We start from the raw sequence: 22272 nt of genomic DNA, 5'->3' as shown, positions 1-22272 counted from the left end.
TTTTCCCGTCAAGCTTGTTCGACTTTCCCTGCGTAGTACAATAAAAGCAGACTCCTTTCATTGAGGCAGATTATGGCAAATGCCCTCCGTGTTCTTATCATAGAAGATTCCGAAGATGATGCCTTCCTGCTCCTGCGCGAACTGAAAAAGGGGGGGTATGAGGTGGAGTACGAGCGGGTCGAGACCTCGGAGGCGATGATGGAGGCCATTGTCGGCAGCTCCTGGGACATCGCAATTTCCGATTACGTTCTGCCCCGATTCAGCGGGCTCGAAGCCCTTGAAATCTGGCGCCGGAGCGGTTTTGATGCCCCGTTTATTGTCGTTTCGGGAAAGATCGGCGAGGATACGGCTGTCGGGGCCATGCGGGCGGGGGCCAACGATTATTTCATCAAGGGGAATATCTCGCGGCTTGTGCCCGCCATCCAGCGGGAATTGAAGGAAGCGGAGTTGCGCCGGAAGAAGCGGGAGGCGGAGGATGCGCTACTTACCAGCGAACTGCGCTACCGCCGGCTCGTGGCGGCGGTTACCGATTACATCTATACCGTGGCGGTTCGCGACGGAAAAGTTGTGAGGACATCCCACGGCCCCGGCTGCACGGCGGTCACCGGTTACGATCCCGAGGAGTTGGAGGACGACCCGTACCTCTGGTACGAAATGATTCACGAAGAGGACCGGCAGCGGGTAGCCGGCGAATCCCGGCGGCTTCTGGAGGGGGAATACATCCCCTCCATGGAGCACCGCATCATCCATAAGGATGGATCGATACGCTGGGTCCGCAACACCATCGTTCCCCGCTATGACGAGACGGGAGAACTTGCGGCCTACGACGGCCTCATTGCCGACATCACAGAGCGCAAGTCTGCCGAAATCGAGCTGAAGCTGAGGAGCGCGGCGCTGAATGCGGCGGCAAATGCAATCATTATCAGTGATCCCGAGGGGAAAGTCATCTGGGCCAATCCCGCTTTCACGCTCATGACAGGCTACACTCCGGATGAGATCATTGGGCGCAGCCTCGGCATCCTCAACTCGGGAGTCCATGGCAAGGAGTTCTACCGGGATCTGTGGGAGACGATCCGGGCCGGAAAGGTATGGCGCGGCGAGATGATAAACCGCCGCAAGGACGGCTCACTCTACCCGGAAGAGCAGACCATCACTCCCGTAATGGACGAGAACGGGACGGTTCGGCACTATATAGCCATCAAGGAGGATGTGACCGAGCGCAAAAGGGCCCAGGAAGCGCTTCTGGAGAATGCCCGCATGTCCTGCGACATGGAGCTGGCCCGGCAGATACAGCGTTCCCTTCTGCCGGCGGCTCTTCCGGCCGCGCGGGGGGTGCGCTGTGCCGGGCGCTGGGTTCCCGCGGCTCACGTGGGGGGAGATTACTACGACTTCTTCCCGCGGGACGACGGCTCCTTTGACACGGTCATTGCCGATGTCTCCGGCCACAGCGTCGGCGCGGCGCTCATCATGACCGAGGCGCGGAGCGTTATCCGTGCCCAGGCCCGCTCCGGTGGCTCGCCCGCGGTCATTGTCGGCTCCCTCAATGAAATCCTCTATGAAGACCTCACCCGTGCGGAACTCTTCACTACCCTGTTCTATGCTTCCTACCAGCCTGCATCCCGCGTCCTCACCTATGCCAGCGCGGGGCACAATCCGCCCCTTCTCTGCCGTGCTTCCGGTGAGCAGTGCCTTGAACTGGATGCGGAAGGTCTCATTCTCGGGGTAAGGCTCCAGGAAACGTTCGAAGAGCGCGAGGTACGGCTGGAGCCGGGAGATATTCTTTTTCTCTACACCGACGGGATCACCGAATCCGACAACGGCAGCGGAGAGCTCTTCGGCGTGGAGCGTCTCGGGTCCCTCTTGAGGGCGCGTTGCGGTGAAGAGCCCGAGGCGGTTATAGAGGCCGTGCTGGCGGACCTAGCCGCGTTTACCGGCGGCAGGCCCCCTGCTGACGACATCTGCATGGTGGCGGTGAAAATCATGCCATCATCCGGCTCAGGATCAGAAGGAAATTGCGGGTGAGCAGCGGGTGGAACTCCCGGCCCCGCTGGTCCAGGAGGATGCCGGCGATCTGGCTCAGCTCCATGGAGTCGCGATAGGCCCGGCGGGTTCGCAGCGCATCGAAGAAATCGGAGATGACGGTCATCTCGCTGACGAGGCTCTGGCGCCAACCGGAAGGGACGGCAGGATAGCCCGAGAAGTCGTGCTTCATGTGATGCTCGAATGCCACCACCGCCGCCATGTGAGGCACCCCCGGCGTTTCCACGAGACAGCGCGCCCCCTGGTGGGGGTGTTGGCGGATAAGGCGCCATTCTTCCTCGGTGAGTTTACCCGGCTTGGTGAGGACCTCCCGGGGGACGAACATCTTGCCGATGTCGTGGAGGAGTCCGGCAATGCCGATCTCCCGCAGGAGCGCACCGTCGATTCCCAGGGACATGGCCTGGGCCAGGTTGAGGATGCAGACGTTCACCGAATGGGCGAAGGTGTATTCGTCCAGATCGCGCAGGGGGGCCAGGGCCATGAGGGGACGGGCCTGCTCCCTCATGGCGGTGATGAGCCCCCCCACCATGTCGGCAATGCCCGAGGCCTTCAGCTTCCGGTCGCGGGCAACCGCCTCGTAGAGCTCGGTGACCCGCGAGACTTCCTCGGCCGTGAGATCGGCGAGGAGCTCCTGATTCTCTCCGTCACCGGAGCGATTGAAGCGCACCTCCACCGTGCCGAGACGAATGTGCTCCGAGGAACGGATATCTCCATCCCTCCGGTTTCCCCCAAGGGATGCCGCCAGACTTGACAGTTCCATCCCGGTGATTCCCTTCAGAAACCTGATGTGCCCTATTCCCCGTGCCCTCAGCATTTCCACGAAACGTCCCACGTACAGGCCGGTATCGAGGGGAATCCCCCCCGCCAGGAGTTCGTCGCCGATGATGACGAGGGAAATGTCGGGTTCCTCATCCATGGCGGCGGTGAGGTTTTCGAGGGTCATGGCCCTCAGCCGCGTGACCTGCTGGTGGTCGAAAGTGTAGAGGGCCGCGCTGGAGACGGCGGTGACCAGATGACGCACGGCGTTGCGCAGCGGTTCGATGGCGGCTCCGTTCATGGCCTGCTCCTCTCCATGGCCAGCAGCGTTTGCCGGGCAACCAGCTCGATGTCGGGCACTCCCGAGGCGGCGGCTTCGCGAAGCAGGGGCAATGCTGCTTCCGGGGGATATTTCGACAGGGAGCGGACGACCTCTGTCTTCAGCCGGACAAGGGAGGCCGAGCGAAGAATGCTCCGGGAGCGGAGCAGGCGGGCAAGGTCGGGGAGTGCCGCCGGATCGCCGGTTTCGGCCAGTGCTTTTACTACGGCGCAGCGGATGTCGATGCCGGTGCCCGTGAGGCCGCCCTTGTTAAGGAGCCCCGTCAGCCGCTCCCGCACCTTTGGGCTGCGGCTGCGGTCGGAGAGCTGGATTGCGGTCAACACGGTTTCACGGTCGCTGCTCCCCAGTTCCCTGAGAAGCATCCGTTCTCCCTCGGGGTCGCGGAAATGGACCAGGGTCCGGAGCGTCTCCTGGCGCACACGGGGATGGGGGTGGTGCAGAAGGCGGCTCAAGGGGCGGATTGCCGTGGGATCGTCGAGCCCCCTTAGTACCGTGACGAGATTGCGGACATAGAACCAGCGACCGTCGTCCAGGCGCGCAATGACTTCGTCGCGGGCCGCCTGCCCCAGCGAAAGAAGGCACGCCATGTAGTAGCGCCGGAGCGACATGCTCTCCTCTTCGGCCAGGCGGTCCAGGAGAGGCTGTACGCAGGGTGTGCCGATGAGGGTTATGATGGCGCGTATTTCGTCGTAGCGCCCCTTGCCCCACACTGCGGGCGCATCCATGAGGGGGACGATGAAAGATGGCGAGCCGACTACCTTGAGAAGCCTCTGCTGAAGCAGCGTGGATGGAGCTTCCCCCGGAGGCGGGAGGTGCTCGCAGACCGCCTTGAGGGCGGGGAAGTCCCCCGCATCCCGGTAGTAGGCGCAGAGTTCGCCGAGGCTTTCTCCTATGCCGGCGGCATCCTCCCAGGCCGGGTCGGATTTCATGATCTCCAGGATTATGGTTCCCACCTTCGCTTCGTAGTTTTCCGACTCCAGGAGTTCCCGCAGGGTTGCCGCCTCGGAAAGCCCCGAGGCGATCTTCCCGGCGGCGACGATCTGCTCCAGGTTTCCTTGGTAGACTTCGGGAACGTACTGCTCGAAGCTCTCCGATGCGAGCATGGCGCCAAAGTTCCGGGCCACCTTGCCGGCCTCGGCCCGGGAGACCGGGAGGGGGGCCTCGCTGTCATCGGAATAGGCATTGAGCTTTTGGCAGAGGGTCAGAATGAGGGGCGGAACGGGGACATTGCGGGTGTTGAGTTCTTCAATGGTGTCGAGGATTATGTTGTCATCCATGGATGACACAAGCCGGACGGCCGCCTCCGGCCGGTCGGCCAGCGCGTTGAAAGCCCTGCCCATAAACTGCCGCCTTAATTCAGGGTTCAGGTTCTCCGCAAGCGCTCCCAGCCGCACGGCGCACTCCGGCTCGGATTGTTCGCCGGAATTCCGGTCGATGCGCCGCATGAAAGCGGCGATTACCGCATCGTAGGTTTCGTCCTGGCGGTCCGGATCGCTGAATGCCAGGCCGTTCAGCACATCGGCCAGGATTCGCGGATCCATTGGCGGCCGGTTTTCCGTCGAGTCGCCGAAGGGGTCGAGGGTGCCGTTCAGCAGCCCCCGGACGAACTGTTCCCAGAGGGAAGCCGAACCGCTCGCCCCCTCCTGCACCCCCGGGAGCTGGTCCGCCTCTGTTACTCTGAACATGTCATAGTTAACCCCCCGGACCTCCAGGCGGGACAGCCCCTCCGCCCTGGCGACCGCCTCTATCCCTCCGCAGGCGTTAATCTCTTCGCGGCTGCGCGAGAGGATGTCCCCGAAGCGAAGCAGTTCGACGTCGTCCAGGCCACGATGGCAAGTGATGGTTACAATTCCGCGATCGGAGAGCACCCGGGCAAAATCCCGGAAGACGGGGTTCTTTCGGTCGAGGGGATGGTCGCCGAACAGGATCGTCTCCCGGGCGATGCCGAGGGTCACGCTTGAGGTGTTCTCCAGTAACCGGCCCAGCAGATGCGCCACCTTCCGGGCCGCCTCCCCGGGCAGCGGGTGGCCGGCCGGGTAGGCGGTCACGTGACGGCGAAGAATGTTCAGTTCTATGACCAGAGTCGAGAGCCGCTCTGTGCTTAAATTTGTGTAGGGTGATGTCACCATGTTTCCCGTATGCGTGGTATCGTCACGATAGTAGCTTGGCGGGATGCATTTCCGCAAGGGGGATGAACCGGCCGGTAGAGTTTTGCGTTGCAATGACTGCGGGAACAAGGGTAAATAGGCGATGTGCCAGCAATAAAATCCCCTGAGGTTTCATCCAGCCATGATGAACACGGTGCTCCCTTTTTTCTGCGTCCTTCCGCCCCTTATCTATGGAGTCCTGGCCTTGTTCTGTGCCCGGTCATACTTCGGGCGGAAGCACCCCTTGCCGGGGCATGCCCCTTCCGTCACGATAATCAAGCCGGTCAAGGGGATGGACGCCGGGAGCTTCGACAACTTTGCCTCCTTCTGCCGTCAGGAGTACCCGGCGCCATTCCAGATCGTCTTTGCCTGCGCCGACCCTGCCGATCCGGTAATTCCGGTCATCAGGCGGCTTATGGCGGAGTTTCCCGCCATCGATATGGAAATGGTGGCGGATGCCACCCTCCACGGTCCCAACCACAAGGTTTCGAACCTGGTCAATGCCTATCCGAAGGCAAAGCACGAACTGCTTATCGTCTGCGACAGCGACATCCGGGTTTCCCCCGGCTATCTCCGCGAGGTGGCCGCCCCCTTTGCCGACCGGCAGGTGGGGCTCGTCACCTCCCTGTACCGCAGCCCCGGCGTGAGCGGCGCCGCAACGGCGGTGGAGGCCATGGGTTTCACGGTGGAGATGATTCCCAACGTCATGGTGGCCATGAAGCTGGAGGGGCTTTCCTTTGCCCTGGGGGCTTCCATGGCGGTGCGGCGGGAGGCCCTTGAGGCCATCGGAGGGTTTCGCGCCCTGGCGGATTACCTGGCCGACGACTACCAGCTCGGCAACAAGGTCTACCGTGCCGGGTGGCGGCTGGAGCTCTCCGATTGTTACGTGGAGAGCGTCATGCATCGGGAGGACCTGGCGACGGTCCTTTCCCGCCAGCTCCGCTGGTCGCGCACCATGCGGGTTTCGCGCCCCGGCGGCTACCTTGGCTCCGGCATCACCCAGCCTTTCCCGATGGCATGCCTTGCGCTGGCGGCCTCCGGATTTTCCGGCACGGGGTGGCTGGCGGTCCTGCTTCTCTACCTGGTCCGTGCCGCCGTCGCCCTCGTATTCAGCCGCCGTTACGTGAAAGACGGAATCTTCCCCCGCTGGCTCTGGTTGCTGCCGCTGCGGGACGCCCTTGCCTTCGGCACCTGGGCCCTGTCGTTTGCGGGAAACCGGGTCCGGTGGCGGGGAAACCTCTTCCGGCTCCTCCCCGGCGGCAAAATCGTGGAAATTTGATAGTCATGGACGGCGACCATCCACTCCGGGAGAAAAGATGATACCACAACGGCAACACATCGCGGCCATTGCGGAGATTATGGCCCGCCCCCACTGGGTTTTCGATCTGGACGGGACACTGACTGTTCCGGTCCATGATTTCGCGGCAATAAGGGCCGAACTCGGGGTTCCGGAGGGGAGCGACATCCTGGAGTATATCGACGGGCTGCCCTTGGAGGATGCTCGACTTCTTCACCGCCGGCTCGACGGGATCGAGATGGAGCTGGCGAAACGGGCCGAACCGGCGGCGGGCGCGGTGCGGCTCGTGGAGGCGCTCCATCGTCGGGGAGCCCCCCTGGGGATCGTCACCCGCAACACCAAGGAAATTGCCCTGCAGGTTCTGGAGACCATCGGCGTGGGGGGGGCGTTTCGCACCGGGCAACGTTCTGGGGCGCCATGATGCCTTGCCGAAGCCCGATCCGCAAGGGCTCTCCATCCTCTCCGCCCGCTGGGGGGCCACCGGCGAGTCCATGGTCATGGTGGGCGACTACCTCTTCGACCTCCAGAGCGGCCGGGCCTTGGGCGCCGCTACGATCCACGTGGACCGGAGCCGGAGTTTCCGTTGGCCGGAACTGACCGATCTCGCCGTCGAAAGTCTCGATGAACTGGCGGGGCTGCTGGGAGCCTGAACGGAGATATTACGGCTTGAACTGCTCCCGCGCCCGGTCGTATGACTGCTGCAATTCATCAAGGGCTTTTTCCGTCCCTTCTTTCATTTCCTTCCATACCTTGCCGCTTGTTCCCCTCATCTCCTTCATCCTGTCCCGAAGTGCGGCCTCTTGCCTGCGCAGTTCGGCCATTTCGCGGGTAAAGGCGGCCTTGGTCTCGTCTGAGGCCTCTTTCATCCTGCGTTCCATTTCGTCGAGCTTGCGTCCAATTTCCGAAGCTTTTTGTTCCATGTCGCTGCCATTCTGCTCCTGCCGGGGAGGCGGCTCTTCGGCTGATTGTGCCATGGGGGAGAATAGGGTTGTGACGATAAGCGTTGCGGTTACGGCGAAGAATAAATTTTTCATTGCGCACTCCTTTGCACAGTGATGAAGGTCTGGGTTTTATTCACATAATCATAACAAATGAAGGATGCTTCCATGCAAATATTGTTTGCCCCGTGGCATGTCTTCTGAACTATGTGGTATAAAAAAAGCATAGGAATCGATTTGGCGGCAATAATCATATAACCACAAGCCTGACAGCAGGGGTCCCCGCATGACGCAACTCAGTCTCAAAGCCCGCATGGCAATAGGGGTTGCCTTGTTGTTCCTCTGTTTCGGCTTGGTGGCCGGTTTATTTGCTCTCAGCTATTTTCAGCGGCAATTCAAGGAAAGCATTTCGACTCACCAGGAGGCGCTCCTTTCATCCATTGCCGACGACCTGGACAAAAAACTCCTCTTTGCCCAGAAGTCGCTTCAGGCGTTTGCCCCGAAACTGACGCGGGATGTGCTCCGGAATGAGGATGATCTCCAGGAAGTCCTTGACGGCAAGACCACCCTGCATCTTCTGTTTGACGCCCTTTTCGTCTTCACTCCCGACGGAAAGATGCTAATTGAAAGCCCCCGGAAGCTCGAAATCAGGGGGCATGATTATTCCTACCGCGAGTATTTCAAGAAAACCGTTGCAACCGGCAAGCCTCAGATAAGCGCTCCCTTCGTCTCAACCTACGCGCCGGGCCATCCGGCGGTCATGCTGACCTATCCGTTGTTTGACGCCAATGGCCGGCTGACGGCCATCCTTGCCGGCCATGCCGATCTGCTTGGCGAAAATTTCCTGACGGACGTCGGGAACATGCATATCGGCAAAAGCGGATATGCAGTGCTGGTTGACGGGAACCGGAGACGGCTCGTGCACCCTGACAAGTCACTCATCATGCAAGTGGTCACGTCAGGGAGCAACCCGCTTTTCGACCGGGCCATGGCCGGCTTCGAGGGGAGCGGCGAGACGGTGAACTCCAGTGGGGTTCCCGTTCTGGCTTCCTACAAGCACCTGCGTTCCGTGAACTGGCTCCTCACGGCGGTCTACCCCCTTGAGGAGGCATATGCTTCCCTCAACCGGGCCCGCACGTATTTTGTAACTGCCTTAGTGCTGGGTATCGTCCTGATGCTCCTGGTGAGCTGGTATGCCATGCAGCGGCTGATTCTGCCGCTTTCGCGCCTCACCGGCCATATCAAGGCATTGACCAACAGCTCCGATGGGCGGACACCGGTGCCCGTGGAGTCCCACGATGAGATAGGCACCCTCGCCACGGCATTCAACACCATGATGGAGGGGCTTAGGCAAAAGCGGGAATCCCTGCAGCACGCCGTTGCGCGGGCCGAAGAGGAAAGGGCGAAGTCCGAAGCCATCATCGCCGCCCTGGGGGATGGGCTCAGCATCCAGGACCGGAACTTCCGGGTTCTGTACCAGAATGAAAAGCATAAAATGATAACCGGTGGCGACCATGTGGGGCGTTTCTGCTACGAGGTCTACCTCCACAGCGACCATGCCTGCGATGAGTGCCCGGTGGCGCGGTGTTTCGCGGACGGCATGGTCCACACCCAGGAAAACCGGATACCCCTGGAGGATGGGGACAGGTTTGTGGAGGTTTCCGCTTCTCCGCTGAAGGATGCCGGGGGGGAGATCGTCGCCAGCATCGTGCTTGTGCGGGATGTCACCGAGCGCAAGCGGGCGGAGGAAGAAATCCGGACCCTCAATGCCGAGCTGGAGCAAAGGGTCCGGGAGCGGACGGTGGAGCTTCAGCAGTCGGTGAGGGAGATGGAGACTTTTTGCTACACGGTATCCCATGATCTCCGCACCCCTCTCCGGGGGATCAACGGGTTCAGCGCCATCCTCCAGCAGGATTACGCCGACCGCCTCGATGAGAACGGGATGGAAAACCTCCGGCGGATAGCCGCCGCAGCCAACCGCATGGGAGAGCTGATCGACGACCTGCTGGAGTTGTCCCGCGTCAACCGCGACGAAGTGTGCCGCCAGCCCGTGGACCTTAGCGTCATGGCCCGGGAGATTGCCGATGACCTCGCCCTGGGCCAGCCGGAGCGGAAGGTGGAGTTCGTCATCGAGCCGGACCTGCGGACAACGGGCGATCCCTCCCTGCTGGGGGCGGCACTGACCAACCTCATCCACAATGCCTGGAAGTTCTGTTCCCGCAATCCGGCTGCTCGAATCGAGGTGGGCTCCCGCATTCAAGAGGGGAGAAAGGTGTTTTTCGTGGGGGACAACGGGGTGGGGTTCGACATGCAGTATGCGAACAAGCTCTTCCTCCCCTTCCATCGGCTCCACATCAACGAGGGGTTCGAGGGGACCGGCATCGGGCTTGCCACGGTGCAGCGGATCATCGAGCGCCATGGCGGCCGGATATGGGCCGAAGGCGAACCGGGAAAGGGTGCGACGTTCTTCTTTACGGTTGCCTCTGAATAAAACACGATAAGCATTTCACCACGGAGGCACAGAGGGCACGGAGAAAGCCTGAGGGAAGTCGGTCGCCTGTTCTTTCTCCGTGTTCTCCGTTTCTCAGTGTTATGCAGATCTTTAGCGGTTAATCGAAGTCGATCCGGTAGGTGAGGTCCGCCCCCAGTTCGGCGCCTGCCTGGGTTTCGATTTCCAGCCGCCTAGTCAGCCGGTAGCGCAGCACGACCTGGTTCCGCTCGCTGAAAAGAGAGCGCCCGTAGCTCAGGTAGAGGTCGGGGGTCAGGTATTTCCCGACCGTCACCATTGTCTCGTCGATTCCCGTCGGCGTTGCCGTGCCAGTTGCCGTTCCGTTCGGCGTAACGTCGATCTTGCGGTACCCTCCGTATGACGTGCCGCGGGCAGCGGAGAAGTCGAGCACGTCGATGCCGACCCGCTGTTTTACCTGGTCCTGGAGGGCCACGGACTGCCCGGCCGACAGAAGCGCCCCTGCCGCCTTCATCAGCAGGCCGGTTTCTTCTTCGTTTCCGCTGCTCATGGGGCGCCCCAGCACGATGTAGGATAGAATCTCCGTGTCGGGCATTGCCGGTTCCGAGTAGAGCTTGATTACCGGCTGGTCCGCAGTTCCGCTCACCGTTACTCCCGCCTTCACGTCGCCTTCGGTCCGCACCGCCAGGAAATCGAGGGTCGGCCTGTCGATGGGGCCTCCGGCGTAGAATACCCGTCCCCTGACAATCTCCAGTTTTACCCCGTAAGTACTGTAGTGCCCCTTCACAACCCTTATGGAACCCGTGCTTGTGACCTCGTTCGGCCCGAGAATCGTCAGGTCTACGTTTCCTCCGAGCTGGGCATCGATTCCCGCCGCCTTGACGATTACCCGGTCGCCCAGCGTTACCCCGACCCGAATGTCGAGGGCAAGGGGAATTTCGGTCTCCCTTGGAGGGGGGGCCCCTTCAAGAACCACGTCAGAGCTGGCCGAGACGGGGCTTCCCGTCCCGGCAGCGGTTACGAGGAGTTCGGGGACCTGGAGCCGGCCCCGCACCGAAACCTTCTCCGGCGTCCCCTCAAAGGTGAGGTTCGGGGTGGCGAGCAGCCGGATTTCGGGAACGTCGATCGCCTGGAACCGTTCACCGGCCACGGTTCCCCGGTAGCGCGCCACGCGCCACTGATCGAGCCCGATTACCGCCGTGGCGGTGAGGGTTCCGGGGCCCGAGGCTGCTTTCAGCGATTCGATGGTGATCTCGTTGCCGGAAAGGCGGCCATTCATGGCAACTTTTTCGAGTTTTACCCCGGCCGGGGGGAGATATGCTCCGGCGTCGGCCAGGGCGAAGGTGCCGCCGAGCCGGGGCGACTGCCATGTGCCGTCGATGCCCAGGTCGAGATGGAGCGTGCCATGGCTTTCCTGGACAAGGCCGGGGAAGAGGGCGGTGAGGATTCCCCGCTCCCGGAAATCTCCGGCGAGGGTAGCGCTGAGCGGCCCCGCGGGATCGATGGCGGTGGGTATGCGGGCGGGAAGGGGAAGCCGGAAGGTCCCCCGCACCTGTCCGTACTCGGCGAGGGTCAGGGCAAGGTCCCCGGACAGGCTCCCGTCGCGCCAGGCCCAGGATGCGCCGGCTTGGCGCAGGCGGGTTGTATATTCCCGCATCCCGTCGTACCACCGGACGCTTCCCTCCCCCACGGCCGCTGTCCCGCCGGCGTCGATGCGGGCGCCGGGGAGGATGGTCCCCCTGGCTTCTCCGGAGAGGTTTCCTTCCAGGTCCACCGTTTGCGGGAGCCAGGGGCGCGCCAGGGCCATGTCGAGCCCCTGCCACGATGCGGTGAACTCCCCTTGGTCCGGAATGGCGGTCCGGGCCGGTTCGCGGGATACGAAGCGGGCGTCGAGGCTCCCGCCGCCGGCAATGCGCAGGCCGATCCGCGCTCCCATGCCGTCCGGTCCCCCCTGGAGGGAGAGTGTCATCTCCGGAACGGCAATCTCCTGCTTATCGGTGGTGATTGCCCCCCGGGCCGCAGCGGTTCCGGTGAAGACCAGGCGGTCGTCGGCGAGGGGGCGCGCTCCTTCCGCAAGCCCGCCGCGCCAGGTCGCGGAAATATCTGCCCGGACGTTGCCGGCGGTTATTCCCCCTCCGGGTCCGGTCCACCGGAGAGCGCCGGAGTTGAGGGCGCTGCGCCCGGTGAGGTCCAGGCGCTTGCCCGGCAGGAGGTGTGCCGTCGCGTTGCCTGAAAGACGCCCTTCAAGATGCAGTTCGGGGGAAAGCCACGGAGCTGCGTGGGCAAGGTCTACGTCCTGCCAGGTTCCCCTGACGGTTCCCTGGAGCGTTTCGCGGGCAAGGTTCGCCGAGATTTCCAGCCGTTCGCCGTTGCTGCCGGCAAGAACGAGGGGCGACAGGCCGATGGCGTCGGGGGTGACGGCAAGCGCTGCCGGTGCCGTAAGGCGCCACGCACCCACGGTATCGCGGGCGGTGAGGCCGGTTATCCGTCCCCGCCAGCTGCCGTCGGCATAGCCGCCGTCAAGGCTTGCTGCGGCGGAATATCCCCCGGAGCGGAGCTCGCCGTCGATGACGTGCCGGGGAAGGGTGCCGGAGACGGTGAGGCCGGCGGCGTCGGCCCGGAACTGTCCGGCGGCAAGTCCTGTGAGCCGGGCGTCGGCGGCGAGGGTGCCGTCGGCATCATCGGCAAGGCGGGCGTTGAAATCCAGGGCGGCGACGGTAGTGTCTCCGGCGCCCAGCTCTTTTCCGGTACCGGTGATGCCGCCGGCGAACCGGCTGTCTCTGTAGCGGGTCCATCCATCGAGGGCGAGACGGCCGCGGGTATCGGGGATGAGTCCCCCCAGGTCGGTGATGGCGGCTTCGAAGCCGATCCGTTCCCGGAGCGTGCCCCTGGCGCCGAGGTCAACCCCTTTGCCGTGGAGGGCTAGATCGTTGATCGTTACATCGTTGCCGTCGGAGTTGGCATCCAGGACCCCGGCAAGGGGGTATCCCCTCAGGCGGCTTTCTCTCAGGGCGAGCTTCACCGTCCCCTGGGGGAGGGGGGCGCCGGACCAGCGGACATCCCCCTTGAGATCCAGGTTCACGATCCCGTTCCATTGGGGTGACAGCCGCCTCGGGTCAAGGCGGTCCCCCCGCAGGGAGCCGGAGACGGAGAACCCTTCGCTCCAGCCGAGCTTAACCCCTCCGTTTACCCGTCCACCCAAAAGGCTTCCGGCCAGGGACGAGAGCTCCATCCCCCGGCCGGTGCCCGTCACGTTTGCGGCAAGGCGGGCGTTTCGCCACTCCTTGCCCGTGTTGGCCAGGTTGAAGCGGCCCCGGTACTCCTGCCAGGTGCCGTCGAGGTCGACGGTGCCTGATATGTCGGTGGCGATTCCGGTTTCCGGCTCGATGTCGAGGGATTGGAGTTTTGCCTGCAACTTCGCCACGGGATCGCCGGTGGTGAGGGTGATCGACCCATCTGCGGTGACGGTGCCGCGCCTCCCCGCCTCGGCGAGACGGACCCCCTTGAGGGTGAAGCCGGTGCGGGTCATTCCCATTTCACCACCGAGGGTTGCGGCGGGCCGTCTCCCCCCGTCGGCGGTGACGGTGATGGGGCCGGCCATCTGCTCGGGGGCGCGGGCCGGCGTGAGCCGCGTAGCGAGGGCAAGTCGGCGGAACCCTGATGCGGTATCTGTCAGGGCGGCTGCAAGGTCGGCCCGGAGTGCCGGCCGCTCGAAGCCCGCCGTCACAAGGCCGGTTATGGTGCCGAAGCCGTTTTTTGCGGAAAGCCTGCCGACGGCAAGGGTCCGGTCGTGCCAGGTGACGGTAGCGGCCATATCCCCCAGGTTGTTGAGCGGCCCGCTGCGGCTCCTGTAGCTGAGCCCGGTGATGCGGAGGGCGTCCAGGTAACCATCCATGCGGGCCGGGATGCCGGTGACGGTTGGCCAGGAGAGGTCGGGCGCGGTGGTGCTGGGTGGGGAGTTGTCCTGGATCAAGACTCCGTCAAGGGAAAGTTCCTTCACCGCCAGGGTGCCGGAGAGGAGCAGGAGCGGCTGCCACCGGAGCCGGAGCCGCTCCGCGTCAAGATATCCCTGGGGCCATGCCACCCGAACCCCCCGAAGTCGCAGATCGCGCCCCGCGCTCCCTTCCAGCTCCCTTGCCGTAATTGTCAGCGGCGTGAACCGCGATACGGCCGACAGGAGCCATCTGGCCCCCTCCGGTGTTCCCAGGAGCCAGCGTGCCGTGAGCGCGCCGGCGGCCAGCAGCGCCAGAGCCAGGATTGCGATCAGGTAGGCGGCAAAGCGTTTCACAGTTCGAACCCGATGGTCAGGTGCACCCGGAAATCGGGGTTGTCGACGCCGATCTGCCGGGCCACGTAGAGGTTGATGGCCCCGATAAGGGTGTAGTAGTGGACGCCCACCCCAGCTCCCTCGTAGAGGCGGATCTTTGAGAGGTCGTTAAAGGCGTTGCCCGTATCGTAGAAAAGGGAAACTCCCCAGTTCGTGAAGAGCGCCCGCTGGAGCTCGATGCTCCCCTCCAGGAGGTTGCGGCCGCCGACCACATCCCCCGCTGAGTTCCTTGGCCCCAGGGATTTATAGGCGTAGCCCCGCACGCTCCGGTCGCCGCCGGAGAAAAACCGCAGCGTCGCGGGCAGTTCGGCCATGGGGTCGTTGAGGAATGACAATCCACCGGCCACCCGCCCCAGGAGGGAGAGCCGCCACGGCAGCGGCACGATGCCGCTCCCTTCGGCCCGCACCTGGACAAGCCCCGTATCGGACCCCATAAACTGGTGGGTGCCGCTCCCCTCCACCATGAAGCGGTATCCCTTCGTGGGCCGGACCAGGTTGTCGAAGCGGTGCTCGGAATAGCGGATGCCGGGAAGGACCAGCAGGGAGGCGGAGTCCTCGTCTCCAACGGTGAAGCTCTCCTGGTGAACTCTCAGGAACGCGGTGCCGAGCTTCCCCTTCCCCATGCTCCGGTTCACGCTTCCTTCCAGGGCCACCAGGCGGCTGATGTAAGTTCTGACATCCTCTCGCTGGAGGTTGAGCTGCAACGCCGAGTAGGTTCTGGTGTCCCGCGCCGAGGGGATGACATAACTTGCCGCTATCCCCTGGAGCCGTTCCGAGAGGAACAGCTGCGAGTGGAACTCGTGCCCCAGGTCCAGAACGTTCAGGTGGCGATAGGTGAGGGAGCCCCTGGCTCCGGTATCGCTGCCGTAGCCGATTCCCGGCCGCAGCCGCTGGGTCGGGCCGGGCTTGAGGGTGATGGTTACCGGCACCCGGTTGTCCTTGGCCAGTTCCCGTTCGGGGGTGATGCGCACCTCGTCGAAGCGCTCCGTGTTGGCGAAGTTGAGCTGGGTCTCGCCCAGCGTGTTGTAGGAAAAGGCGCGGCCAGGCTTGATGGTGACGTGGCGGCGGAGATAGGAGTCGGGATAGCTGGGGGCTCCGGTGATGGTAACCTCGCCGAACCGGTAGAGGGGCCCCGTATCGAGAACGAGCGTGATACGGGCCTCGGTACGGTCGGGGGAGATGCGGATCTCGCGGGTGGTGAAATCAGCGTCCAGGTATCCGAGGATCATTGCCTTGGAGCGGAGCACCCCCTTGGCCTCCTCGTAATCGGGCTGGATAAGGGCGCTGCCGGTTTTGAGGGGGAAATTGCCGACAAGCTCCTTCAGGGTCGGGTTGGTGCTCCCCTCGCCGGTCAGGGATACCTGCACGTCCGATATCCTGACGCGCTTTCCCCGCTGAATGACGGCCCGAAGCAGGTATTTCCCTTCGCCGGTTTCCTCCAGGGTGGTGGTGACCCTGGCGCGATAGTAGCCGTAAGGTTCCAGGGCCGCCCGAACCCGCTCCTGGGCCTGGCCCGCGAAGCGCTCCAGCCATTTGCCGTCAACCTTCCCGTCCCGGACGAAGCCGTGGGGGAGCGCCAGGGCCTTTTCCACATTTTCCAGAGCCTCGTCCTCCACTCCTTCTATCGCCACTTCCACCGGTTCCTCGGCCCGGAGGGGAGCGGCGCAGAAAAGTAGCCACAATATTGCCGTGGCTGCCACCACCCCCCTGAGGAGCCCGGGCAGCTGGCTGCCTGTCCGGTGGCGGGGGGACGGGAAATGGATCGGGAAATGGATGGGCATTTATAGTCCTGTTCCGGATGGTTGCGTCTGTTATACGGGGAAAGTGTACCGAGTGATGCAGCGAAAGGCAATCCCCGCGTTTCCCCTTTTAACAGCCCTTCAAAAGGTGAGACACCCCCTTGACAACTGCTTTCGTCCCGTTCATGGTCAGGGTATCCCTGGAAGAAGGAGAAACATCCCATGAACTATCAGATCGGAACAGCCGGCCGTGTTGTCATTGCAAGGTTCGACCATGGCGAGGACGTCCTTGCGGGACTTGAGGAGATTGCCCGCCGCGAGGGGCTCCGCGCCGCATCCTTCAATCTTGTGGGGGCGCTCAGGGGAGGACGCTTCGTGGCCGGGCCGGAGACGGAGCATCTCCCGCCGGTGCCGGTCTGGCGCCAACTGAGCGAGAGTCACGAAGCGGTAGGCTTCGGCACCATCTTTTGGGAGGGGGAGCGGCCGAAGGTCCATTTCCACGGCTCCTACGGCAGGGGCGATGCGGTTTGCATGGGCTGCCTCCGCGAAGCCTCCGAAGTCTTCCTGGTCCTTGAAGCGGTCATCACCGAGATCACGGGAACCACTGCCCGCCGGGAACTGGACCCCGCTTCCGGGATGGTCCTGCTGAAGGTCTGATTAAAACCTGAACAAATAGAAACATGGCGCAACTGTGCAAGGCCGGAATTTTCTCCCGAATTACGTTTTTTGCCGTGTTTGTGGAGATCGATTATAAGGTTTTCTCCGTGTGCTCTGTTGCTCCGTGTTATTAAAATTGCCGTTGGAGGAAAGCCGATGAAATATCTCTGGAGTTATTCCCTGCTGGTCCCGTTTGCCCTCGTCCTGGGGCTTGCGCCGTATCCCTTCGCCCCTGAGCCCCACCTCGTAGAAAAGTCGCGCATGCTCATGAACGGCGCCCTGTCGCGCCCCATCGACATCTTCGATGTGGTCTGGCATGTGTGGCCCCTGGTGCTTCTGGGCATAAAAATCGGCCGCGACTTGGCGATGCGGATGGCGGAAAGGGGGAGGGACCGGTGAAAAAAGGGAATTCTTCCGATACCCCGCTGGTCTGGTCGTCGGAGCATGGTCGGGTTTGCCCCGGCTGCGGCAAGCCGCTGGCGGGGTGCGTCTGCAAGAAACAGCAGTCCCGTCCGGCAGGGGATGGCATCGTCCGGGTTCGGCGCGAGTCCAAAGGGCGCGGCGGCAAGACCGTGACTGTTATAACCGGTGTCCCCTTGGGGAGCGAGGGGATCACCGCCCTGGCCGGCGAGCTGAAGCGCCGCTGCGGCACCGGCGGGACGGTGAAAGACGGTAACATCGAGATCCAGGGTGATCACGCCGATCTTCTGGTGGCCGAGCTGGCGAAGCGCGGCTACACCGTCAAGCGGGCAGGGGGGTAGCCATGCAGCGAATCTGCGTCTTTTGCGGTTCAAGTATGGGGAGAAACGGCGCCTACCGTGACGCCGCGGCGGCACTGGGCCGGCTCCTGGCACGGGAGGGGATCGGCCTCGTCTACGGCGGGGCAAGCGTCGGCCTCATGGGGACCGTAGCCGACGCGGCCCTGGCGGGGGGCGGCGAGGTAATCGGCGTCATCCCCCGCGCCCTGGAGGCCAAGGAGATCGCCCATGCAGGGCTTTCGGCCCTCCACGTGGTGGAGACCATGCACGAGCGCAAGGCCCTCATGGCCGAGCTGGCCGACGGGTTCATCGCCCTTCCCGGCGGCATGGGAACCTTCGACGAGTTCTTCGAAGTGGTCACCTGGGCCCAGCTCGGCATCCACGCGAAGCCCTTCGGCCTCCTGAATGTGGCGGGGTACTACGACCGGCTGGCCGCGTTTCTCGACCACACCGTGGCCGAGGGATTCGTCAGGGGGGAGCACCGGGAGATGATTGCCGTGGAAGAGAGCCCGGAGGCCCTGCTGGAGCGGTTTCGTACTCGCCGTGCCCCGGTGGTGGAAAAGTGGCTTGATCTGGGAGGGGGTTGAGGCAATCGTAAAGTTTGGGAAATTGGTTTGCTGGTGTGTTAGAGAAAGCCTGGACAGATTTATTTATTAGAGGAAAATAGATCTGTCCCGGATTTCTCTTCGGATTTCTCTTCTCGGATTTCTCTTCTCGGATTTCTCTTCTCGGATTTCTCTTCTCGGATTTCTCTTCTCGGATTTCTCTTCGGATTTCTCTTCGGATTTCTCTCCTCAAGGAGAAAGACTATAAACATGATGAAAAAAATTGCTAATGGCCTCAGTGTTTTTGGCGTAGCCGCCTCCCTCGTGGCTTGCGGTGGTGATGGTGGCTCCCGCACGCCGATCACCGTCGATGCCGACGGTGCTGGCAAATGGAAGATTAACGGTACCATGACCGCCGAAAAAGACATCTATGATGTGACTTTTTCGCTGTTCAAGGGCAACACCCAGATCGAAGGCGCTATCTACGCCTATGAAGTCAAGGACATCAAATCCGACAACTCTCTCAATACTCTTCTTGAGCTGAACTACGGTGCTGCTGCCGATGGTGTTTATGGTCTTGACGCGACCATTTACCAGAGCAACATGGGCGAAATTTGCGCCGATGGCGAAACAACGGTCGAACTGACCGTGCGGGTGATCGGCAAGGTGTTGGGTATCAGTGCTGTGACCGGTTCCGTCGATACCTTGGATATCGAACACGAACCTGTTAATTTTACGGTTACTTGCTCCGCCGCTGCCGTAGAATCCGGTAGCGAAGAGCTGACAGATGCCGAAAAGCAAAAGCTGATCGGTGGTTGGGAAAAGGTAACCCCTATCGCCGCTCTGGTTGACACGTCCTTCGTGCTGGGTGGTGCGATTGCAGCTGTCGGTTCTTCCCTTGACTTGGATGCCAATGCTATTTACACCTCCAAGGGTGTGACTGAAACGGTGGCGAATGCGATCGACCTGATCTACAGCGGCACTGCCATTATGACCCCCTATGGTACCCAGTCCATGAACTACATGACCAAGAAGTACATGTTCTCCACCAGCGCCGCCATGATCTTCGCCGTAAGCGATGTCAGTGCCGCCAAAGCCGCCACGACTGTGAAAGATCTGTCCGCCTTTATCGATGTAGATAAGGCCCTCGACTACGTGAGCAGCTTGACTTCGGGCAACTACTACCTCGTGGTGTCCAGCGATGCCAAGCCCTACCTGATCTCCATCACCACTGTGGATGGAGACAGGCAGATCCTGACCATCAAGAGCCAGGGCGAAGCGATCAAATAATTTCCGTCCTGTTTGTTACCAGGCCGCCGCTATTCTTTGTTGTCCGTTGTCCGCGTTGTCCGGGGTCGGACCAAGCTAAGCAATTGATGCAACGTTGTTTTCTTCAAATATTGGGACTCTTTTCCCCCTTAGAACCACCTTTTCACCGCTAAAATTGAGCGTTTAAGAAGGTGGCGCGAGCGAACAGGCACTACATACCGGAGCAGGTGTGGCACATCACGCACCGATGCCGCAAGAAAGCGTTCCTTCTCAAATTTGCCTAAGACCGGCGTCGGTGGTTGTATTGGCTATTCGAGGCGAAGAAGCGGACTTGGATGCCGTGCCAGAGGAAGAAAGCTCGACGTGCAAACGGGCGGGTCATGTTTCCTGAAGGAGGAGGGGGAGTCTTACACTGCCGATTTTGTCGGTAAAAGCGAGGCTCTAAGCGTTGAAAATGTGTTCTTTTGGGCCAAATATGCTGACGCTACAGGTAGTTAGCTTGGTCCGACCCCGTTGAACGTAAAAGCGAGGCTCTAAGCGTTGAAAATGTGTTCTTTTGGGCCAAATATGCTGACGCTACAGGTAGTTAGCTTGGTCCGACCCCGTTGAACACAAGTAAATGAATAGGCATAGGCCGGTGGAGCGGTAATCCACTCACCACTCACCCTGTTGCAAACCTTCAAAATCGCCGTAACATAGCATCCATCAACGAATCCGGAGGGAACATATGACTCATATGGCAGCAACCAAACGCGTAATCATTTCGTTGGGGCTCCTGCTTATCGCATCTGCACCGGCCGATGCCTTCGTGTTTGACGTGTGGAAATCGGGCATGAAAACCGACCGGGTCATTGAAGCCGGGAAAAGGAAGGATCTTGCCGTCAAGTTGTCGGGGGGCGGGCTGTTCGCAAAAAAGGAACCGGAAGATTTGGCCGTCAAGGTCGAATACCAATGCGACACCAAGCTCATGGGATATGATGCGAAGATACTCTTTTCCTTTTCGCCCCTGACCCGGGTGCTCCACACGCTGCGTGTGACGGTAATGCTCCCCTTGTCTTCGGAAAAGGCGGACATGGATGTGCTGGCCGACGCCATTGCCCGTCAACTCGACAGTAAATACAAGGATCAGGGGGAGCTTCCTGCTGAAAACCTGATCGGGGGGCTGGTGGACAAGGTGCGTGATGTCAAGCGTCGCGCCTGGAAGGGGGGCGGCGACACGGTGACCATGGAATCGCACTGGAAAGTGATGGGTGGAGAGGTGGTCGTCCTGTACGTGAATGACAAACTGGCAGAAAAGGCAGCGGTTGAAGACCGGCGAGTCCGCGAGAAAAAGCTGGAGCGTTCATCCGGCGGCGACCGGAGCAAGTTCTAGCAGGCTGTTGAAAAACTACTGCGGGGGCCATCTGCTGCGTTGCGCGGTGCTCGCCCCCTCGCCTATCCAACTGATATGTCTCGGGTGCTCCGCTCCGTGCGCCTTGCATGTGGCCCTCCTCGCTACGTTTTTCAACAGCCTGCTAGATACTGGAGAGCCAACGCCCCGACGGGATTCCTGCCGGGGCGTTGGCGTCTGAAGCGGTTAGCACTTTTATTTCTTGATCGTGAAGGTGCCATCATCATCGGTGATGATGGTGGCGTCGAGGAAGCGGACCTTGTACCCCTTTTCCTTCAATATGGTGTAGGTCATCTCGGCCCGGGCGCCGGTGGCGCAGTGCAGGACCAGTTCCTTGTCCCTGGGGATTTCGGCCAGGCGCGCGATGATTTCTTCGGCCGGGATGTTGATGGCGCCCTTGATAATGCCCGTGTCTTCGGCTTCTTCCGCCGTGCGGACGTCAAGAATCTGGACAGTGGGGGGAATCCCCTTGGCAAAGGCCTCGAACTCGGCCACCGGGATGGTGCCGGGTTTCGGTTTGGGGGCGTACGTCACTGTGGCTGCCGGCTTGCCGGTTTCAATCCCGTAATCGGCCGCCTTCCAGGCGGCAAAACCGCCCGTCAGAATCCGCGGCCCCGGATAGCCCGCCTCAACCAGCTTCATGGCCACTTTTCGGGCGCTGCCGTCCCCTTTGGCGTCATAAATCACGATGGGGGGCTTAAGATCTTTGTTCGGGAAGGTCTTGAGGGCCTTGTCGAGGGCCTTTTCCGGAATGTTCACCGCTCCCTTGATGAAACCGGCCCCGGCGTCTTTTGGGGGGCGGACATCCAGGAGCACGAAGGAGAGATCCTTGTCGAGCCATGCTTCTTTGAGGGCCTTGGGGTCCAGGACGGTGTAGTTGCGCTTGTTCCACTCGGGGATGCCGTCGTGGAAGATTTTGACGTTGGTGTAGCCGAGTTTCTCCGCCTCACGGGCGGAGGAGGGGCTGAGCGCTCAGGTGACGCCGGCGCAGAAGTAGACCAGGAGTTCTCCCTTGTCCTTGGGGAGCTTGTCGAGGTTCTTCTGGAACGCCGGGAACGGGATGTTGATGGCGGTGGGTATGGACCCTTCCTGGAACTTGAGGGGAGGACGGGCATCCACGAGGGTGTACTTCGTTTTTCCCTTCAGCAGGCGCTCGATTGCGTCGACGGTCAGCTGCTTCTCGGCCGGCACCTTCATGGGGGGCTTGATGGAGATTTCCGAAATGCTCTTGATGCCGTCGGCCCCTTCCACGTAGGCGACCCGCACCTCGTGCCCCTTTTTGATGCCGCGCAGGGATTTCTCCACGTTGTCCGGGGCCGAGCCGTTGAGGACTTTTAGTGTGCCGCTGTTAAACCTGACCACCTCGGGACCGTTGTCCAGCTTGAGCTGGATGGACTGCGACTTCGTGGACAGAGTGTCGAAAAATGCCCGCAGCTGCCCGTTTTCCGGCGCGTGACAGATGGCGCAGGACTTGACGTCACGGGTCTTTGCGGGTGGCGGCTGGTCGGCCGCCTGTGCCGCCGGCGCAACCATCAGCGCGGCGACAGCCAGTACGGCAAGCGTGTTTCCGGTTGTGCGAATGTTCATGACAATTCCCTCTGT

General features: G+C 61.8%; 19 protein-coding genes. 12 read left to right on the top strand and 7 right to left on the bottom strand.

Annotated elements, in window-relative coordinates:
* The first annotated feature begins 72 nt into the window (after window positions 1–72).
* Complete coding sequence (locus JZM60_RS01915; protein WP_207163861.1) at window positions 73–2022, top strand: SpoIIE family protein phosphatase; 1950 nt, start codon at window positions 73–75, stop codon at window positions 2020–2022.
* Here JZM60_RS01915 and JZM60_RS01910 read toward each other — a convergent pair.
* Both JZM60_RS01910 and JZM60_RS01905 read right to left on the bottom strand, forming a co-directional pair.
* Window positions 1979–3097, bottom strand: coding sequence for an HD-GYP domain-containing protein (locus JZM60_RS01910; RefSeq protein ID WP_207163860.1), 1119 nt, complete (start codon window positions 3095–3097; stop codon window positions 1979–1981). The genes JZM60_RS01915 and JZM60_RS01910 overlap by 44 nt on opposite strands.
* Window positions 3094–5265: a HEAT repeat domain-containing protein gene (locus JZM60_RS01905; RefSeq protein ID WP_207163859.1), complete on the bottom strand. Its 2172-nt coding sequence runs from the start codon at window positions 5263–5265 to the stop codon at window positions 3094–3096. Before JZM60_RS01905 ends, JZM60_RS01910 begins: the two co-directional genes overlap by 4 nt.
* Before the next feature lie 43 nt (window positions 5266–5308).
* On the opposite strand from JZM60_RS01905, the gene JZM60_RS16905 reads away from it, so the two are divergent.
* Genes JZM60_RS16905 through JZM60_RS16705 form a run of 4 tightly spaced genes read left to right on the top strand, consistent with a single transcriptional unit; the run spans window position 5309 to window position 7230 of the window.
* On the top strand, window positions 5309–5383 hold the full coding sequence (locus JZM60_RS16905; protein WP_207165409.1) for a hypothetical protein: 75 nt from the start codon (window positions 5309–5311) through the stop codon (window positions 5381–5383).
* A gap of 42 nt (window positions 5384–5425) precedes the next feature.
* Window positions 5426–6562, top strand: a complete 1137-nt coding sequence (hpnI, locus tag JZM60_RS01895; protein WP_207163858.1) for a bacteriohopanetetrol glucosamine biosynthesis glycosyltransferase HpnI — start codon at window positions 5426–5428, stop codon at window positions 6560–6562.
* Between the two features lie 37 nt (window positions 6563–6599).
* Entirely contained in the window at window positions 6600–7001 is a 402-nt protein-coding gene (locus tag JZM60_RS16710; protein ID WP_241426335.1) for an HAD family hydrolase, read from the top strand.
* Window positions 7002–7005: 4 nt separating this feature from the next.
* The gene (locus JZM60_RS16705; protein ID WP_241426334.1) at window positions 7006–7230 is read left to right on the top strand and encodes an HAD family hydrolase; all 225 of its coding nucleotides are present in this window, start codon (window positions 7006–7008) and stop codon (window positions 7228–7230) included.
* A gap of 9 nt (window positions 7231–7239) precedes the next feature.
* Here the strand turns inward: JZM60_RS16705 and JZM60_RS01885 are convergent, their stop codons facing one another.
* Window positions 7240–7614 carry a sll1863 family stress response protein gene (locus JZM60_RS01885; RefSeq protein ID WP_207163857.1) on the bottom strand — a complete coding sequence of 125 codons (375 nt, stop codon included), beginning with the start codon at window positions 7612–7614 and terminating at the stop codon, window positions 7240–7242.
* A 190-nt stretch (window positions 7615–7804) separates the two neighbouring features.
* Between JZM60_RS01885 and JZM60_RS01880 the strand changes: the two genes are divergently transcribed.
* Window positions 7805–10009, top strand: a complete 2205-nt coding sequence (locus JZM60_RS01880; RefSeq protein WP_207163856.1) for a sensor histidine kinase — start codon at window positions 7805–7807, stop codon at window positions 10007–10009.
* Window positions 10010–10127: 118 nt separating this feature from the next.
* Here JZM60_RS01880 and JZM60_RS01875 read toward each other — a convergent pair whose 3' ends face one another.
* Both JZM60_RS01875 and JZM60_RS01870 read right to left on the bottom strand, forming a co-directional pair.
* On the bottom strand, window positions 10128–14273 hold the full coding sequence (locus JZM60_RS01875; RefSeq protein ID WP_207163855.1) for a translocation/assembly module TamB domain-containing protein: 4146 nt from the start codon (window positions 14271–14273) through the stop codon (window positions 10128–10130).
* Window positions 14270–16093, bottom strand: coding sequence for an autotransporter assembly complex protein TamA (locus JZM60_RS01870; RefSeq protein ID WP_207163854.1), 1824 nt, complete (start codon window positions 16091–16093; stop codon window positions 14270–14272). Before JZM60_RS01870 ends, JZM60_RS01875 begins: the two co-directional genes overlap by 4 nt.
* A gap of 180 nt (window positions 16094–16273) precedes the next feature.
* On the opposite strand from JZM60_RS01870, the gene JZM60_RS01865 reads away from it, so the two are divergent.
* The 4 genes from JZM60_RS01865 (at window position 16274) to JZM60_RS01850 (ending at window position 18053) form a co-directional block, all read left to right on the top strand.
* Window positions 16274–16708: a PPC domain-containing DNA-binding protein gene (locus JZM60_RS01865; protein WP_207163853.1), complete on the top strand. Its 435-nt coding sequence runs from the start codon at window positions 16274–16276 to the stop codon at window positions 16706–16708.
* A gap of 156 nt (window positions 16709–16864) precedes the next feature.
* On the top strand, window positions 16865–17107 hold the full coding sequence (locus JZM60_RS01860) for a hypothetical protein (RefSeq protein ID WP_207163852.1): 243 nt from the start codon (window positions 16865–16867) through the stop codon (window positions 17105–17107).
* Window positions 17104–17469, top strand: a complete 366-nt coding sequence (locus JZM60_RS01855; RefSeq protein ID WP_207163851.1) for a translation initiation factor Sui1 — start codon at window positions 17104–17106, stop codon at window positions 17467–17469. Before JZM60_RS01860 ends, JZM60_RS01855 begins: the two co-directional genes overlap by 4 nt.
* 2 nt (window positions 17470–17471) lie before the next feature.
* Complete coding sequence (locus JZM60_RS01850) at window positions 17472–18053, top strand: LOG family protein (protein WP_207163850.1); 582 nt, start codon at window positions 17472–17474, stop codon at window positions 18051–18053.
* Between the two features lie 59 nt (window positions 18054–18112).
* Here the strand turns inward: JZM60_RS01850 and JZM60_RS01845 are convergent, their stop codons facing one another.
* Entirely contained in the window at window positions 18113–18283 is a 171-nt protein-coding gene (locus tag JZM60_RS01845; protein ID WP_207163849.1) for a hypothetical protein, read from the bottom strand.
* On the opposite strand from JZM60_RS01845, the gene JZM60_RS01840 reads away from it, so the two are divergent.
* Together JZM60_RS01840 and JZM60_RS01835 are read left to right on the top strand one after the other, a co-directional pair.
* A complete protein-coding gene (locus tag JZM60_RS01840) occupies window positions 18282–19301 on the top strand; it encodes a hypothetical protein (protein WP_207163848.1) in 1020 nt (339 codons plus the stop codon). The genes JZM60_RS01845 and JZM60_RS01840 overlap by 2 nt on opposite strands.
* Before the next feature lie 706 nt (window positions 19302–20007).
* Window positions 20008–20652, top strand: a complete 645-nt coding sequence (locus JZM60_RS01835; RefSeq protein ID WP_207163847.1) for a hypothetical protein — start codon at window positions 20008–20010, stop codon at window positions 20650–20652.
* A 213-nt stretch (window positions 20653–20865) separates the two neighbouring features.
* Here JZM60_RS01835 and JZM60_RS01830 read toward each other — a convergent pair whose 3' ends face one another.
* Window positions 20866–22257, bottom strand: coding sequence for a rhodanese-like domain-containing protein (locus tag JZM60_RS01830; RefSeq protein WP_207163846.1), 1392 nt, complete (start codon window positions 22255–22257; stop codon window positions 20866–20868).
* Window positions 22258–22272: the final 15 nt, after the last annotated feature.

Source organism: Geobacter benzoatilyticus (genome assembly GCF_017338855.1).
GTDB lineage: Bacteria > Desulfobacterota > Desulfuromonadia > Geobacterales > Geobacteraceae > Geobacter > Geobacter benzoatilyticus.
The sequence above is the reverse complement of the archived record's forward strand: the minus strand, read 5'-3'. Positions and strand labels throughout refer to the sequence as shown.

What these genes read in the sequence shown, in the direction of transcription:
- JZM60_RS01870 (WP_207163854.1), bottom strand. Translation starts at nt 16,093, where the DNA reads ATGCCCATCCATTTCCCGATCCATTTCCCGTCCCCCCGCCACCGGACA.
- JZM60_RS01835 (WP_207163847.1), top strand. Translation starts at nt 20,008, where the DNA reads ATGACTCATATGGCAGCAACCAAACGCGTAATCATTTCGTTGGGGCTC.
- JZM60_RS01840 (WP_207163848.1), top strand. Translation starts at nt 18,282, where the DNA reads ATGATGAAAAAAATTGCTAATGGCCTCAGTGTTTTTGGCGTAGCCGCC.
- JZM60_RS01910 (WP_207163860.1), bottom strand. Translation starts at nt 3,097, where the DNA reads ATGAACGGAGCCGCCATCGAACCGCTGCGCAACGCCGTGCGTCATCTG.
- JZM60_RS01845 (WP_207163849.1), bottom strand. Translation starts at nt 18,283, where the DNA reads ATGTTTATAGTCTTTCTCCTTGAGGAGAGAAATCCGAAGAGAAATCCG.
- JZM60_RS01905 (WP_207163859.1), bottom strand. Translation starts at nt 5,265, where the DNA reads ATGGTGACATCACCCTACACAAATTTAAGCACAGAGCGGCTCTCGACT.
- JZM60_RS01885 (WP_207163857.1), bottom strand. Translation starts at nt 7,614, where the DNA reads ATGAAAAATTTATTCTTCGCCGTAACCGCAACGCTTATCGTCACAACC.
- JZM60_RS01880 (WP_207163856.1), top strand. Translation starts at nt 7,805, where the DNA reads ATGACGCAACTCAGTCTCAAAGCCCGCATGGCAATAGGGGTTGCCTTG.
- JZM60_RS01865 (WP_207163853.1), top strand. Translation starts at nt 16,274, where the DNA reads ATGAACTATCAGATCGGAACAGCCGGCCGTGTTGTCATTGCAAGGTTC.
- JZM60_RS16710 (WP_241426335.1), top strand. Translation starts at nt 6,600, where the DNA reads ATGATACCACAACGGCAACACATCGCGGCCATTGCGGAGATTATGGCC.
- JZM60_RS01850 (WP_207163850.1), top strand. Translation starts at nt 17,472, where the DNA reads ATGCAGCGAATCTGCGTCTTTTGCGGTTCAAGTATGGGGAGAAACGGC.
- JZM60_RS01915 (WP_207163861.1), top strand. Translation starts at nt 73, where the DNA reads ATGGCAAATGCCCTCCGTGTTCTTATCATAGAAGATTCCGAAGATGAT.
- hpnI (WP_207163858.1), top strand. Translation starts at nt 5,426, where the DNA reads ATGATGAACACGGTGCTCCCTTTTTTCTGCGTCCTTCCGCCCCTTATC.
- JZM60_RS01860 (WP_207163852.1), top strand. Translation starts at nt 16,865, where the DNA reads ATGAAATATCTCTGGAGTTATTCCCTGCTGGTCCCGTTTGCCCTCGTC.